15 protein-coding genes and 1 tRNA gene are annotated in these 12,583 nt (G+C 65.4%); 7 read left to right on the top strand and 9 right to left on the bottom strand.

The window, feature by feature from the left end:
• Together RMO40_RS01550 and RMO40_RS01545 are read left to right on the top strand one after the other, a co-directional pair.
• The coding region (locus tag RMO40_RS01550) for an OprD family outer membrane porin (RefSeq protein ID WP_309715322.1) at window positions 1-1,225 on the top strand (1,225 nt) is incomplete at its 5' end.
• 41 nt (window positions 1,226-1,266) lie between these two features.
• A complete protein-coding gene (locus RMO40_RS01545) occupies window positions 1,267-1,737 on the top strand; it encodes a DUF1579 domain-containing protein (protein ID WP_309715319.1) in 471 nt (156 codons plus the stop codon).
• A gap of 288 nt (window positions 1,738-2,025) precedes the next feature.
• Here RMO40_RS01545 and RMO40_RS01540 read toward each other — a convergent pair.
• Window positions 2,026-2,101: transfer RNA gene (locus RMO40_RS01540), tRNA-Ala, on the bottom strand.
• 101 nt (window positions 2,102-2,202) lie between these two features.
• Between RMO40_RS01540 and RMO40_RS01535 the strand changes: the two genes are divergently transcribed.
• The 5 genes from RMO40_RS01535 (at window position 2,203) to RMO40_RS01515 (ending at window position 6,343) form a co-directional block, all read left to right on the top strand.
• Window positions 2,203-3,075, top strand: a complete 873-nt coding sequence (locus RMO40_RS01535; protein WP_309715316.1) for an alpha/beta fold hydrolase — start codon at window positions 2,203-2,205, stop codon at window positions 3,073-3,075.
• Window positions 3,076-3,205: 130 nt separating this feature from the next.
• On the top strand, window positions 3,206-3,625 hold the full coding sequence (locus RMO40_RS01530) for a rubrerythrin family protein (RefSeq protein WP_309715312.1): 420 nt from the start codon (window positions 3,206-3,208) through the stop codon (window positions 3,623-3,625).
• A gap of 73 nt (window positions 3,626-3,698) precedes the next feature.
• A complete protein-coding gene (locus RMO40_RS01525) occupies window positions 3,699-5,045 on the top strand; it encodes a heterodisulfide reductase-related iron-sulfur binding cluster (RefSeq protein WP_309715309.1) in 1,347 nt (448 codons plus the stop codon).
• A gap of 112 nt (window positions 5,046-5,157) precedes the next feature.
• On the top strand, window positions 5,158-5,742 hold the full coding sequence (locus tag RMO40_RS01520) for a DUF3501 family protein (protein ID WP_309715307.1): 585 nt from the start codon (window positions 5,158-5,160) through the stop codon (window positions 5,740-5,742).
• Window positions 5,743-5,899: 157 nt separating this feature from the next.
• Window positions 5,900-6,343, top strand: a complete 444-nt coding sequence (locus RMO40_RS01515) for a BON domain-containing protein (protein ID WP_309715305.1) — start codon at window positions 5,900-5,902, stop codon at window positions 6,341-6,343.
• Window positions 6,344-6,346: 3 nt separating this feature from the next.
• On the opposite strand, the gene RMO40_RS01510 is transcribed toward RMO40_RS01515, so the two are convergent.
• The 8 genes from RMO40_RS01510 to RMO40_RS01475 all read right to left on the bottom strand — a co-directional run.
• Window positions 6,347-6,823: a hypothetical protein gene (locus RMO40_RS01510; RefSeq protein ID WP_309715303.1), complete on the bottom strand. Its 477-nt coding sequence runs from the start codon at window positions 6,821-6,823 to the stop codon at window positions 6,347-6,349.
• Window positions 6,820-7,884, bottom strand: coding sequence for a beta-ketoacyl synthase N-terminal-like domain-containing protein (locus RMO40_RS01505; protein WP_309715300.1), 1,065 nt, complete (start codon window positions 7,882-7,884; stop codon window positions 6,820-6,822). The genes RMO40_RS01510 and RMO40_RS01505 overlap by 4 nt, the downstream gene beginning before the upstream one ends.
• A complete protein-coding gene (locus tag RMO40_RS01500; RefSeq protein ID WP_309715297.1) occupies window positions 7,881-8,147 on the bottom strand; it encodes a phosphopantetheine-binding protein in 267 nt (88 codons plus the stop codon). Before RMO40_RS01500 ends, RMO40_RS01505 begins: the two co-directional genes overlap by 4 nt.
• Window positions 8,148-8,154: 7 nt before the next feature.
• A complete protein-coding gene (locus tag RMO40_RS01495; protein WP_309715295.1) occupies window positions 8,155-9,312 on the bottom strand; it encodes an ABC transporter permease in 1,158 nt (385 codons plus the stop codon).
• Complete coding sequence (locus RMO40_RS01490) at window positions 9,312-10,229, bottom strand: ATP-binding cassette domain-containing protein (protein ID WP_309715292.1); 918 nt, start codon at window positions 10,227-10,229, stop codon at window positions 9,312-9,314. The genes RMO40_RS01495 and RMO40_RS01490 overlap by 1 nt, the downstream gene beginning before the upstream one ends.
• A complete protein-coding gene (gene darH / locus RMO40_RS01485) occupies window positions 10,229-11,209 on the bottom strand; it encodes a BtrH-related acyltransferase DarH (protein WP_309715290.1) in 981 nt (326 codons plus the stop codon). The genes RMO40_RS01490 and darH overlap by 1 nt, the downstream gene beginning before the upstream one ends.
• Window positions 11,206-11,601: a DarG family dialkylresorcinol biosynthesis protein gene (locus RMO40_RS01480; protein WP_309715288.1), complete on the bottom strand. Its 396-nt coding sequence runs from the start codon at window positions 11,599-11,601 to the stop codon at window positions 11,206-11,208. The genes darH and RMO40_RS01480 overlap by 4 nt, the downstream gene beginning before the upstream one ends.
• A gap of 2 nt (window positions 11,602-11,603) precedes the next feature.
• A partial coding sequence (locus RMO40_RS01475; RefSeq protein ID WP_309715285.1) for a beta-ketoacyl-ACP synthase III occupies window positions 11,604-12,583 on the bottom strand: 980 nt, incomplete at its 5' end.

Below are 12,583 nucleotides of genomic sequence, written 5' to 3'. Positions count from 1 at the left end.
GGCCATCCCCGGGCGGCTCGACCTGCTGCTCAGAACCTACGCCGAAGACCTTCGCATCGTGGACGGCGCGCGCCGGCACGGCGCCGTCCAGAGCGGCCGGCTGGTTTTCCAGTCCGACTACCTTGAGGCGACACCCGGTGGCCCCGGAATCGGTTTCGACGCCGGCTTGTACGGCGCGCTGCGGCTCGACGGCGACAGCGACTCGCGCAACATGGTTCACTACCGCGAAGACGGCAGCGGCTTGCACGACACCGCCTGGGGCTACCTGGGTGAGTACGCCCTAAAGGCGAAGGCCGGTGACACCACGCTGAAGTACGGGCTGCAGATGGTCCACAACCCCTACCTGCAACCCTATGACATACGAGCATTGCCACCCACCTTCCGCGGGCTGTCGCTCGTGTCCGGCGACCTCAAGGGCATCACCCTCGCAGCCGGCAGCTTCGGCGGCGTGATCCCGCGCGGCGACGACAGGGTGCGTGGGCTTTCAACCGCCTACGCCGGCCTGCCCTTCGATCGCATCAGCTACGCCGGCGCCGCCGCCCAGCTTGAAACCACATCGTTCGCGCTCTACGCCAGCCAATACCGCGATCTCTGGAACCAGTACTACGTCTCGGCGAGCAAGAAGCTGCAGTTCGAAAACGACCTGAGCTTCACCGCCCAGTTCGACAGCTACCTCACCCGCGCATCGGGCGCAGCGCGTGCGGGGCCGGTGCACAACAACGCATTCGCGGCCTCGCTGAAAGCCCAAAAGGGACCCTCGTCGCTGCTGCTCGGCTACCAGGTGATCGACGGCGACGAGTTCATGGACTACACCCAAGAGACCGCCGGCATCTACCTGAGCAACGCCATGGGCGTGGACTACAACTCGCCCCACGAGCGCTCGGTGCAGCTGCGCTACATGTTCGACGGAAACCGCGCCGGCATCCCCGGCTGGACGGTCATGACGTGGACGGTGCGCGGCTTCGGCGTGGACGGATCGACCTCAGCGGCCGCCCACCCCGACCCGAACGACCCCTTGCATTCCCTGTATTGGAAGAACGGCGAATACGTGCGCGGCGGCCGCAGGGAGTGGGCCGTGAAAACCGCCTACGTGGTGCAAGACGGTTCGCTCAAGGGCACCAGGATCGCCTTCTATGTCTACCGCACCGGGGTCGACAGGCAGTACCCCAGCAAGTCATTCAACGACGTGCAACTGATGATCAACTACCCGATCCGCGTGTTTTGACCGGCAGCGCGTTTCGTACAACCATCTCAGAAAGAAAACCAATGTCCTCAGCTTCGGATTTCGACTTCTTCATCGGCGATTGGCGCGTGGAACACCGCCGCCTGAAAGAGCGCCTGGTCGGGTGTAGCGATTGGGACGTGTTTGCCGGAACCACCTCCACCCGCAAGATCCTGGGCGGCATGGGCAACTGCGATGACAACTACCTGGAACTTCCGGGCGACCCCTACTGTGCGCTGACCGTGCGCACTTTCGACCCCCGCAGCCACAAGTGGTCGATCTGGTGGCTCGATGGCCGCCAGCCGGGAACACTCGACGTGCCCATGTGCGGTGAGTTCATCGACGGCATGGGCACCTTCTTCGCGAAGGACACCTACCAGGGCCAGCCCATCGTGGTGCGCTTTCTCTGGCAAGTGACAATCGACGGCACCCCGAGTTGGGAGCAGGCCTTTTCGGCAGATGACGGCAAGACGTGGGAGCTCAACTGGATCATGGAGTTCAAGAAGGCCGCCTGAACCGGGTCAACGCGGCGGGCGGCCCGGCAAGGCCTTCAGTTGCGCGCGTGTTTCGGCACCGACAGTTGATGCCGTCAAGGGTGGGGGCGTCCATCCCGTTGCTTACCGAGATAGCCTACTCGGAGCAAGCGGACCCACTCGGGTGAGCGTCGACAAAATCCAAGCGACGACTGGACAGTCTGTACTGGATCTCAAGTCCTTAGCGAATGTGCCGTCGGTAGCAGCGCAATAACGCCGTCCCGCGCAAGCCCACGCTGAAACTTTGTCGAACGTCTCGGGACGATCGGTTGGTGGAGAGGAGGAGGATCGAACTCCCGACCTTCGCATTGCGAACGCGACGCTCTCCCAGCTGAGCTACCCCCCCAACAGAAATGCAGTCTAGCAAAGGAGCTGCGGGTGATACACCCCTGGTGCGGGCGTTCGCATCGGGTTAGAAAGTGGGTTGGTTCCTTCTGTCGCACACCCATGACCGCATACGACCCCGCCTGGCTGGACGTTCAATACAACAACCGCGCGCGCATTCCCGAGCACCCTCAAATCTTCGAGCGCTGGGCGCGTGCCTCCGAGCGGGTGCGCTCGGGCATGACCAGCGTGCTCGATGTGGCTTACGGCGACGGCCCGAACGAGACACTCGACGTGTTCCCGGCTGCGCAGCGTGGCTCGCCGGTGCTGGTGTTCATCCACGGCGGCTGGTGGCGCAGCCTCGACAAGAGCGATCACTCGTTCCTGGCGGCCAGCCTGGTGGCGGCCGGTGCCATGGTGGTGATGCCCAACTACGCGCTGTGCCCCGGCAGCGACGAACAACCGGTGAGCGTCGAGACCATCACCTTGCAAATGGTGCGCGCCTTGACCTGGGTGTACCGAAACGCCGCGCTCTACGGCGGGCGGCCCGGGCGCATCGTGGTGGCGGGCCACTCGGCCGGTGCGCACCTGGCCGCGATGATGCTGTGCTGCGACTGGCATGAGGTGGCCGGCGACCTGCCGGCACGCGTGGTGCACTCGGCGCTGGCGATCTCGGGCGTGTACGACCTGGAGCCGGTTCGCCAAACGCCTTTTTTGCGAGGCGACCTGCGGCTCACGCCAGAAGCTGTCGACAAGCTCAGCCCGGCCTACTTCCGCAAGCCCGAGGGGCGGCTGCTGGCTGCCGTGGGCGCGCAAGAAAGCGAGGAGTTCTTGCGCCAGAACGAGCTCATCCAGCAGGCCTGGGGCACGGCCACGGTGCCGGTGTGCGAAACCATTGCCGACACCGACCACCTGACCGTGTTGCACGACCTGGCCGACCCGGGCGGCCGCTTGCACCAACTGGCGCTGGAACTGCTCGACCTGACTCCGCGTTAACCCTGAAAAATAGCTGAGTGCTATGAGCTTGCATTGATTCTTTGTATTGGCATCGCACCCAGCGCTGCGGTACGGTTCAACGCGTTGGCTGGTTGGCAGCCATCACACCGACACACCTTAGGAGAGCGACATGGGCTTGAAAGGATCGAAGACCGAGCAGAACCTGAAGGACGCCTTTGCGGGCGAGTCGCAGGCCAACCGCCGTTATCTCTATTTCGCAAACAAGGCCGACATCGAAGGCCAGAACGACGTGGCGGCGCTGTTCCGCTCCACCGCCGAAGGTGAAACCGGCCACGCGCACGGCCACCTGGAGTTTCTCGAAACCGTGGGCGACCCGGCCACCGGCCTGCCCATCGGCTCCAGCCGCCTGAACCTGGCCGCCGCCGTGGCGGGCGAGACGCACGAGTACACCGACATGTACCCCGGCATGGCCAAGCAGGCGCGCACCGAAGGCTTCGACGAGATCGCCGACTGGTTCGAGACCTTGGCCAAGGCCGAGCGTTCGCACGCCAACCGGTACCAGAAGGCGCTGGATGCGCTGGTTGATTGATTCGATGAGCTGATGTTCGTGACCCGGCCCCGTGTTTGCGGGGCCGGCCTACTTTGGAGCTGGTGGAGTTCACATGACTCGTGAAGGCAACCTCGAAGCACCGACGCGCCACCCGCTCGATTGGAAGAACTCTGAGTTCTACGACGAAGGCAAGTGCCTCCACGAGATGGAGCGCATCTTCGACATCTGCCATGGCTGCCGCCGTTGTGTGAGCCTGTGCCAGTCGTTCCCCACGCTCTTCGACCTGGTCGACGAGAGCAGCACGCAAGAAGTCGACGGCGTGGCCAAGGCCGACTACTGGAAAGTCGTCGACCAGTGCTACCTGTGCGACCTCTGCTACATGACCAAGTGCCCCTACGTGCCGCCGCACCCATGGAACCTCGATTTCCCGCACACCATGCTGCGGGCCAAGGCGATCAAGTTCAAGAAGGGTGAGGTCGGTGCCGGCGAGAAGTTTCTGGCCTCGACCGACGTGCACGGCCAGTTTGCTGGCATCCCCATCGTCGTGCAGGCGGCCAATGCGCTGAACAAGACCAAACCGATGCGCAAGGTCTTGGACAAGACGCTGGGTGTGCACCCCGACGCCTGGCTGCCCGATCTCGCGACGAAACGCTTTCGCTGGAGCGCTGACAAGACGGGTCAGGCCACCGAGGTGAAAAACGGCGAACGCACGCCGGGCAAGGTGGCGATCTATGCCACCTGCTACGTCAACTACAACGAGCCTGGCATCGGGCACGACCTCATCAAGGTGCTGGAGCACAACAACATCCCCTACAAGATCGTCGAGAAAGAAAGCTGCTGCGGCATGCCCAAGCTGGAGCTGGGCGACCTGGATGAAGTGGCCAGGCACAAAGAGGCCAACATCCCCGTGCTCGCGCGTTATGCGAAAGAGGGTTACGCGATTCTGAGCGCCATCCCGAGCTGCACGCTGATGTACAAGCAGGAGCTGCCGCTGATGTTCCCTGGCGACGCCGATGTGGCACTCGTGCAGGCCGCGATGGTCGACCCGTTCGAGTACCTGATCGCGCGCCACAAAGACGGCCTGCTCAAGACCGATTTCAAGCAAGACCTCGGCAAGGTGAGTTACCACATCCCCTGCCACGGCCGGGTGCAGAAGATCGGCAAGAAGACCGAAGAGATGTTCAGGCTCATCGGTGCGGCCGTCACCGTGCAGCTCAACACCGTGGAGCGCTGTTCCGGCCACGCCGGCACCTACGGCGTGAAGACACCCACCCACCCGGTGGCGATGAAGATCGGCAAGCCGGTGTTCAAGCTGATGGCGAAAGACGAGCCCGACTACATCAGCTCCGACTGCCAGCTCGCCGGCCACCACATCGCGCAGGGCATGGCGCAACAGGGTTCGCCGGAAGCGAAGCTTGCGCACCCGCTGAGTTTGGTGCGCATGGCTTATGGGCTTTAGCGAAGGCGCTCCCACACCAACCGTTCGGGCTGAGCCTGTCAAAGCCCTGGTGACATGCAAACGGCCCTTCGACAGGCTCAGGGCGAACGCAGATCGACAGGAGTACCCCACCATGAACACCACCATCACCCTCGACAGCCTGATGAGCCTGCAGGCCTACGCCAAGATCCGCAAGGAGCACACCCGCGCCTTCATCGGCCACCGCAAGCTGCGCAGCGTGAGCCTGGGCGAGCACATCACAGTGCAGTTCGAAGACGAGATGACGATCCGCCGGCAGATCCAGGAGATGCTGCACATCGAGAAGATCTTCGAAGAAGAGGGCATCCAGAGCGAGATCGACGCCTACGCGCCCCTGGTGCCTGATGGCAGCAACTGGAAGGCCACCATGTTGATCGAATACCCCGACGTTCACGAGCGCCGGCTCGAGCTGGCCCGGCTGATCGGTGTGGAAGACCGCATGTTCGTCGAGGTCGAAGGCCACCCGCGCATCTATGCCATCGCCGACGAAGACCTCGACCGCGAGACCGACGAGAAGACCTCGGCGGTGCACTTCGTGCGCTTCGAGTTCCCCAAGGCCGCGCGCGAGGCCGTGCGCGCGGGCGCGCAGGTGAAGCTGGGGTGTGACCACACCCATTACCCCGCCCATGTGCAGATCAGCGCCGACACGCTGGCCAGCCTGGCGGGCGATCTGCGCTGAACCACCCTCCCAAGCAAGCCATTTCCTACAAGCCGGTGCGGCCATGGCCGATGGAATTCGTGCCGTGTGCTTCCTAGAGTGTCTTCAAGGCCTGCGTGCCTGAGTGTGGGATTCGCCCCCACTGACGCAGGGTCCGATGAAGTGAAGGAACCAAACCATGACGACACTCAAGACCACGACCACCACGATGTGCGCTGTTGCAGTCGCTCTCGCGCTCGGCGCTTGCCAGCGCAATGACGACAACCGAAGCGCGGGCCAGAAGCTCGACACTACGGTTGCGGGCGCCGAACAGAAGGCTGCCGAGATCAAGAGCGACATGAAGCAGGAATCGCGTGAGGCGCAACAGGGCATGAGCCGCGCCGCCGATGCCGTGGGCGACAAGGTGAAAGACGCCGCGATCACCACGGCGGTGAACGCCGAACTCGCACGAGACGCCGAGCTGAGCGCGCTGCGCATCAATGTCGATACCGTCGGCGGCCGTGTGTTGCTGCAAGGCACCGCCCCCAGCACCACTGCGCGTGAGCGTGCCACCACGCTGGCCTCCAAGGTCGATGGCGTGATGGCGGTCGACAACAAGCTGGCCGTCGGCCCCAAGGGCTGAGCCTCAGGGTGGAGGCGCAAGCCTCCACCACTCCGAGCGCCGGCCGTCTTCGACCCAGCCGATCAACAACCCGCCCGTCCCACATTCGGCCTGGGCGAGTTGCAACACCGCCTGCGGGTCGCGGCTCAGCGTGAACCTTGCATCGCCTTGCCAGCCAAGGTGCTGGCTCAGTGCAGCCAGCATCTGGCTGGGTTGGCTTTGCATGAAGCTGAAAGGCAAGGGCACACCGGTACTGGCCTGTTCCGCCACGGCACGCGTGGCGCTCAGGGGGCCGTTCAAGCTGGCCACACGCAGCTGAACACCTGTGGGTAGAACGGCTTCTTGAGCGGCGTCGAGGCACAAGCGGGCGCCGTACAAAGCCAGCTCGGCGCAGGGCCCGATGCGGCGGGGGCGTTGGCCCAGGCGCGTGGCCAGTTGCTCGCGCCAATCGGCCGGCAGCGGGTCGACCACCACATGGGACAGCATGCGCCAGCCGGTCATGCTTCGTGATCCTCCAGCACCACGGCGGTGTGGCCCCCTCCAAACCCGAGGATGCTGGCAAGGATGTGGCGCGCTCGCTGCGGCGCTTGCATCGCCAGCTCGGCGTTGAGTGAGGTGTCTTGCAGGTAGTCGATGCGCGGCCACACACCGGCCTCCAGGGCGGCGGTGAGCATGGCCAGCTCGGCAGCCCCCGAGGCGCCCAGCGTGTGGCCCATCGACGCCTTGAACGACACCAGCGGCGGAAGTGTTGCGAACACCTCGCGCAACGCCTGGGCTTCGGTGGCATCGCTGCCCACACCGCCGGCCGCTTGCGGCTTGATGAGGGCGATGTCACTCCACTGCAGGCCGCTGTTCGCGAGCGCCTGCTGGCACATGGCGATCACCGCGCTGGGCACCGTGCCCGCGGGGTCACGACCGTCGACCACATTCGCACCGCCGGCCACGCGCCAGCGCGAAGGTGTTGACGACAGGTGCAAGGCAGCCACTGCTTCGCCCAGCACCAGCCCGTTGCGCGCCTCGCCAAAGGGCAGCGCGCCGGTGGCGCTGAGCAGCTGCATGCCGCCAAAGCCACCCACGGTGACGCGGTTTCGCAGCTCCATGCCCAGCACCAGCGCATGATCGGCTTGGCCGCAGCGGATTAGCGTGCGGGAGCTGAGCACGGCGTTGAGCGCCGAAGTGCAGGCGGTGGACACGGTGAACACCGGGCCGCGCCAATCGAGCCAACTGGCGACGGTCTCGGCGAAATGCTGGTAGTCGCGCTCGAAATCGCGGCTCTGTTCGAGCCAGCCGATGTCGAGCGACGACGAGGCGACAAAGAGCGGGCCGCTGCGTGGGCCTGCAAGGGCACCGCTTTCAGCCGCCACCCGCTGCGTGATGCGGCGGGTGCGTGTGGGCCAATCGGGCTCGTCGTCGGCGATGGTGAAGAGCGGCCAGGCCGAGCCGTCGGCCAGCTCGAAGCGGCGTGGTGGCACGCCACCCTGGGCGAGTGCGATGAGCGCGCTCGCCACATCGGGCCCCAGACCCGACGCGAGGCCCCGGCCGGCGAGGTAGACCTCGTTCATGCCTTTTGGTGCTGCGCCAGGTGCTGCGCCAGGTGGGCAATGGACGTCAGCGCGCGCCGCGTGTCCTTGCTGTCGGGCATGCGCAAGCCATAACGCGTTTGAATCGCCATCGACACCTGCAATGCATCCAGCGAATCGAGCGCCAGGCGCGACTCGGGGCCGAACAGCGCTTCGTCGTCGGCGAGGCCACCTTCGGGCTCAGGTTTTTCAGCGGCTTCGAGCACCAGGGCTTTGAGTTCGGCGATGAATGCGGGAGATGTCATGGAGAAGTCATCGTGCAGGGCGTTGAAACAGCAGCAAGGCGATCACGAACATCAGCGCGGCAAAGCCGCCCAGGCGCAGCACATGGGGCAGGGTGCTCGCGATGTCACCGCCACGCAGCAGCACGTTGAGCAGTGCTTCCAGCCCCCAGTTCATGGGCGAGAGTTCGGCCAGCTTCTGCATCGCGGCGGGCATCACGAACTTGGGCACCATGATGCCGCCAATGGCTGCCATCAGCACATTGGCAATCGGCCCGATGGCGGCCGCCTGCGCATGGGTGCGCACCGCGCAGGCCAGGGCCAGCGCCATGCTCACCGCGGCGAGGCCGATGGCGAACAAGGCGGTGAGCAGCGCGCCCCAATGGATGCCCGCGAGCGACAAGGCGTCGCCCCCCAGCATCGGCATCAGCCACACGCCCACGGCGAGCATCAGTGCCGCCTGCAAGGCGTTCACACCGAGATAAGGCAAGGCTTTGGATGCCAGCAGCACACCCCGCGGCACACCCAGGCTTTGCAGCCGTGCCAGTGTGCCGCTGCCACGCTCGGCCACCACCAGGCTGGACAGCGAGGCGATCACGAAGAACATGCCGAACACCAGCCAGGCCGGCACGTTCTGCTGCACAGCGCTCGGGCGTGGGCCGTTGTTGCCAAACCGTTCCGCGCGCACCAGCGCTTGCATCGAGGCGTCGGGCGGTGGGGGCGGGGCATCGGTTTCGGCGAGCGCGGTGCGCGCTTTCAGCTCGCCTGCGTTGCCGGCGAGTTCGGCCTTCAGCGTGTTGAAGAGGTTGCCGTCGAGGCCCGGTTCGGCGAGCAGCTGGATGCGTGCGGTGGTGGGCAGCGACGGGAGCGCGAGCTCGTCGGACAGGCCGGGCTGCAACACCAGCACGTACTTGAGCCGGCCGTCGCGAAGCTGCTGTTGCCAGTCGGCGGGGAGCGCCTCGGGCGTGCCGTGCTGGCGCTGCCATGCGGTCACCAGCGACTTGGCGAGCGCCCCGGTGTCTTGCGAATCGACGGCATACCGCAGGCTGCGTTGCGGCGGGCTGTAGTAGTCCTTCAGCGCGAGCGACATGATGATGATGAAGATCACCGGCATCGCGAACAGCGCGGCCAGGCCGTGCACGTCGCGCACCAGGGCCAGCAGCTCTTTCTTGATCAGCGCGGCCAGCATCACGAGTCGCGCAAGGAGCGCTTGGTGAGCGACATGAAAAGCTGCTCCAGGTTGGCGCGGCCAAACTCGGCATGGCGCACGTGTGCCCCAGCGGCGTCGAGCGCGGCCAGCACGGTGGCGGGGGGCACGCTCAGGTGCAGTCGCATGCGCTCGCCGAGCGGCTCGACCGTGCCGAATTGCGACAGCAGCGTGGTCAGCGCTTCCGCAGTGATGCCATCGGCCGCCAGCGTCATCGCATATGCGTCTTGCGACAGCAGCTCGTCGAGCGAACCGGCGCGCAGCACCTGGCCGTGGTCAAGGATCACCACCTGGTCGGCGATGGCTTCGATCTCTTCCATGTAGTGCGAGGTGTAGATCACCGCCGCACCTTGCTTCGCGAGTGCCTTGATGGCGTCGAGCACGAAGGCGCGCGATTGCGGGTCGACACCGACGGTGGGTTCGTCGAACAACATCAGCTCGGGTTCGGGCAGCAGCGCAATCGCGAGATTCAGCCGGCGCTTCAAACCGCCGGAGAGGTGTTCAGCGCGTGTGCCGGCAAAACGTTCCAGCTGAGCGAAGGCCAGGCAGGCGGCGATGCGCTCGTGCTTCTTGGCGCCGCTCAAGCGCCCCGCCGCGGCAAAGCAGGCCAGGTTTTCGGCCACGCTGAGCATGGGGTAGAAGGCGTACTCCTGCGGTGCGACGGCGATGCGTGTGGGCGTCTTGGCGCGCACGGCGGCGAGCGGCTCGCCGTCGATCAGGATCTCGCCTTGTTGCACCGGCAGCAGCCCGGCCAGGTGCGAGATCAGCGTGGTCTTGCCGGCGCCGTTGGGCCCGAGCAGGCCGAGGATGCCACCGCGCTGGGCCTTTAGCGACACATCGCTCAGCGCAGCACCGGGCGCCTTCGGGTAGCGGTAGGCCAGGTGCTTGATCTCAAGCATCAGCGCGCAGCGGTTTTGAGTTCTTTGAAGAAGGCTTCTTCAAGTGTGGCCTGCTCGCGCAGCTTGGCCGCGATGGCTGGTGGGTCGACCGGCTCGCGGCCCTTGACCATGCGCGCGGCCTTCAAGGCCAGGGCACGCCAGCTGTCGCCGATGGTGGTCAGGCGCTCGGAAAAATCGGCCAGCACCGGCCGCTGCGCCAGCTGCGCGGCCTCTTGCAGGAAGGCGGCATAGATGAAACGAAAGCCCGCGCCGCCAGTGCCGATCTCTTCTTGCATGCGCACGATGTGGCCGATGAAAGCGGCGCTCTGTGGGTCAGCGGCAGGCAGCTTCTCGACCTTGCTGGCCAGGAGCCGCATGCCACGCACACCGGCGATGGGCACGGGCGGCAGCATGCGGTTGCAGTTCTTGCGGATGGCGGCGCGCACGGCTTCGGGTGAGGCACTCTTTCGAGCAATGGACTGTGGGTAGTACAGCAAGCCTTTGGGTGCGAGCGCGCCCTTGGCGAAGCGGGCGCGCGACAGGTCGGCGCTCGCGCAGCGCACGGTGTGCTCGAACACCGGGTCGCTGATCAGGTAGTCGTCGCCTTCTTTGCCGTAGACCAGCAGGTTGTGCGCATTGAAGTGAAAGCGCATGTCGGGCGGGAAGTAGGGAAGCCAGTAGACCGAGGTCTGCAAGCCCACGATCTGGCCGCTGGCCAGCAGGCTGTCGAGCCGCTGCTGGCCGGCTTGCGGCGAGCGGAAGGTCTCGAAGCGAAAGCGCGCAGCCAGCGGGCCGATCAAGCCCTTGATGATGGCGCGCGGCAGTGAGCGGTAGGCGATCAGCGGCAGGCCGTTGATTTTGACGAAGGGCAGGTAGGCGAAGGCCAGGCCGGCCGACAGGCCAAAGGCCAGGCTCTCCGACATGGGCACGCCATGGTGGCGCAGCAGGTTGGAGATGACACCGCTCTCGCAGTGCGCGGCGTGCTGGTGCTGAAAGCTCATGGGAGTTTTTGCAATGCAGCGGGGTCGATGCCGAGTGCGTCGGCGTAACGCGCCAAGTGCTTCGTCGACAGTTTGGCAAACCGGTCGGGGCGCAGGTGGCGCTTCACGCGCCACTGCCAGAAGCCGCTGGTCTGCGAGAGCAGGGCCACGTCCATGCGGCGCTCGTACATCCAGAATTCGAGCGGCGAGGCGAGGCCAGCCTTGACCCGCTCACGCGCTTGTTCGGCTTGTGCGTGCAGGCTCTCCACGGCGTGGCTGGTGACGATTTCTTCGGCCTCCCAACCGGCCGAAGGCGCGATCACCATGCGGCCGTTGACATCTTTGGCGTACATCGCCTTGCGGTGGCCACCGAGGGTGGCGTTGCCTTCTTGCGGCACAGCGTTCACATCCATGCTCAGACCGCTTCCATGTAGACAAAGCCACTGGAGAACCGGCCACTTTCCGGGATGAACATCAAGAGCTTCTGCCCCGGCTTGATGCGCCCCGAGCGGAACAGCTCGTCCAGAATGATGTACGGCGACGCCGAACCGGTGTTGCCCTTTTGCGCGAGGTTGCTGAACCAGCGCTCTTGCGGGATGGGCAGGCCCACTTCGGCCAGCGCCTGCACCACGGGTTCGCGGAAGAACTGCGACGACAGGTGGGGCAAGAACCAATCGATCTCATCGACACGCAGCTTACGTTTGGCGATGACATCGGCCAGCGGCTCGCGCAGTGCGGCGCGCACGATGTGTTCGTTCAGCAGGCGCACGTCTTGTTTGACGGCGAACACCGACCTGGCTTGCCAGTCGCCGTTGGAAAAACGCAGCCAGCCGCGCAGTGACTGGTCGTCGTTCTTGTCGGCACCGGCGTACATGCAGGCGGGCAGCTCGTGCGCGGCGGACGAAAGTTCGATCCAGTCGATGCGCAACGAGAGTGGGCCGCGGGGTGCGGTCTCCAGCAACACCGCACCGGCGCCGTCCGACAGCATCCAGCGCAGAAAGTCTTTTTCGAACGCGATCTCGGGGCGTTCTTCCAGGGCTTGCAGCTTGTGCTCGACCTCGGCGTCGAAGTTGCGCGCCAGCAGGATGGGCGAGGCCAGCTCCGAGCCGGTGGCCACCGCGCGTTGTGCTTCACCGGCCCGCACCGACAACCAGGCGTGTTTGAGTGCGGCCGTGCCCGACAGGCAAATGCCGGCGCACGACACCGCTTCCAGGCGCGGCCAGCCGAGCTCGCCGTGCACCATCACCGCGTGGTTGGGCATCAGCTGGTCGGGCAGCGAGGTGCCGGTGGCCAGGCAATCGACGTGGCCGATGTCTGAGCCCAGCGCGCGGATGGCGGCGGCCGTCATCTGCGCGTTGCTCATGGCCGGCTCGCCGGTGGCGCGGTCGATGGCGT

Source organism: Rhizobacter sp. (assembly GCF_031412075.1).
Taxonomy (GTDB): domain Bacteria; phylum Pseudomonadota; class Gammaproteobacteria; order Burkholderiales; family Burkholderiaceae_C; genus Rhizobacter.
Note: the sequence above shows the minus strand (reverse complement) of the source record. Positions and strands in the feature narration are given on the sequence as shown.

Excerpts from the sequence above, each read along its gene's own strand:
- RMO40_RS01490 (WP_309715292.1), bottom strand. The coding sequence starts at position 10,229 with ATGCTTGAGATCAAGCACCTGGCCTACCGCTACCCGAAGGCGCCCGGT.
- RMO40_RS01525 (WP_309715309.1), top strand. The coding sequence starts at position 3,699 with ATGACTCGTGAAGGCAACCTCGAAGCACCGACGCGCCACCCGCTCGAT.
- RMO40_RS01520 (WP_309715307.1), top strand. The coding sequence starts at position 5,158 with ATGAACACCACCATCACCCTCGACAGCCTGATGAGCCTGCAGGCCTAC.
- darH (WP_309715290.1), bottom strand. The coding sequence starts at position 11,209 with ATGAGCTTTCAGCACCAGCACGCCGCGCACTGCGAGAGCGGTGTCATC.
- RMO40_RS01500 (WP_309715297.1), bottom strand. The coding sequence starts at position 8,147 with ATGACATCTCCCGCATTCATCGCCGAACTCAAAGCCCTGGTGCTCGAA.
- RMO40_RS01495 (WP_309715295.1), bottom strand. The coding sequence starts at position 9,312 with ATGCTGGCCGCGCTGATCAAGAAAGAGCTGCTGGCCCTGGTGCGCGAC.
- RMO40_RS01515 (WP_309715305.1), top strand. The coding sequence starts at position 5,900 with ATGACGACACTCAAGACCACGACCACCACGATGTGCGCTGTTGCAGTC.
- RMO40_RS01505 (WP_309715300.1), bottom strand. The coding sequence starts at position 7,884 with ATGAACGAGGTCTACCTCGCCGGCCGGGGCCTCGCGTCGGGTCTGGGG.
- RMO40_RS01480 (WP_309715288.1), bottom strand. The coding sequence starts at position 11,601 with ATGGATGTGAACGCTGTGCCGCAAGAAGGCAACGCCACCCTCGGTGGC.
- RMO40_RS01545 (WP_309715319.1), top strand. The coding sequence starts at position 1,267 with ATGTCCTCAGCTTCGGATTTCGACTTCTTCATCGGCGATTGGCGCGTG.
- RMO40_RS01530 (WP_309715312.1), top strand. The coding sequence starts at position 3,206 with ATGGGCTTGAAAGGATCGAAGACCGAGCAGAACCTGAAGGACGCCTTT.
- RMO40_RS01535 (WP_309715316.1), top strand. The coding sequence starts at position 2,203 with ATGACCGCATACGACCCCGCCTGGCTGGACGTTCAATACAACAACCGC.
- RMO40_RS01510 (WP_309715303.1), bottom strand. The coding sequence starts at position 6,823 with ATGACCGGCTGGCGCATGCTGTCCCATGTGGTGGTCGACCCGCTGCCG.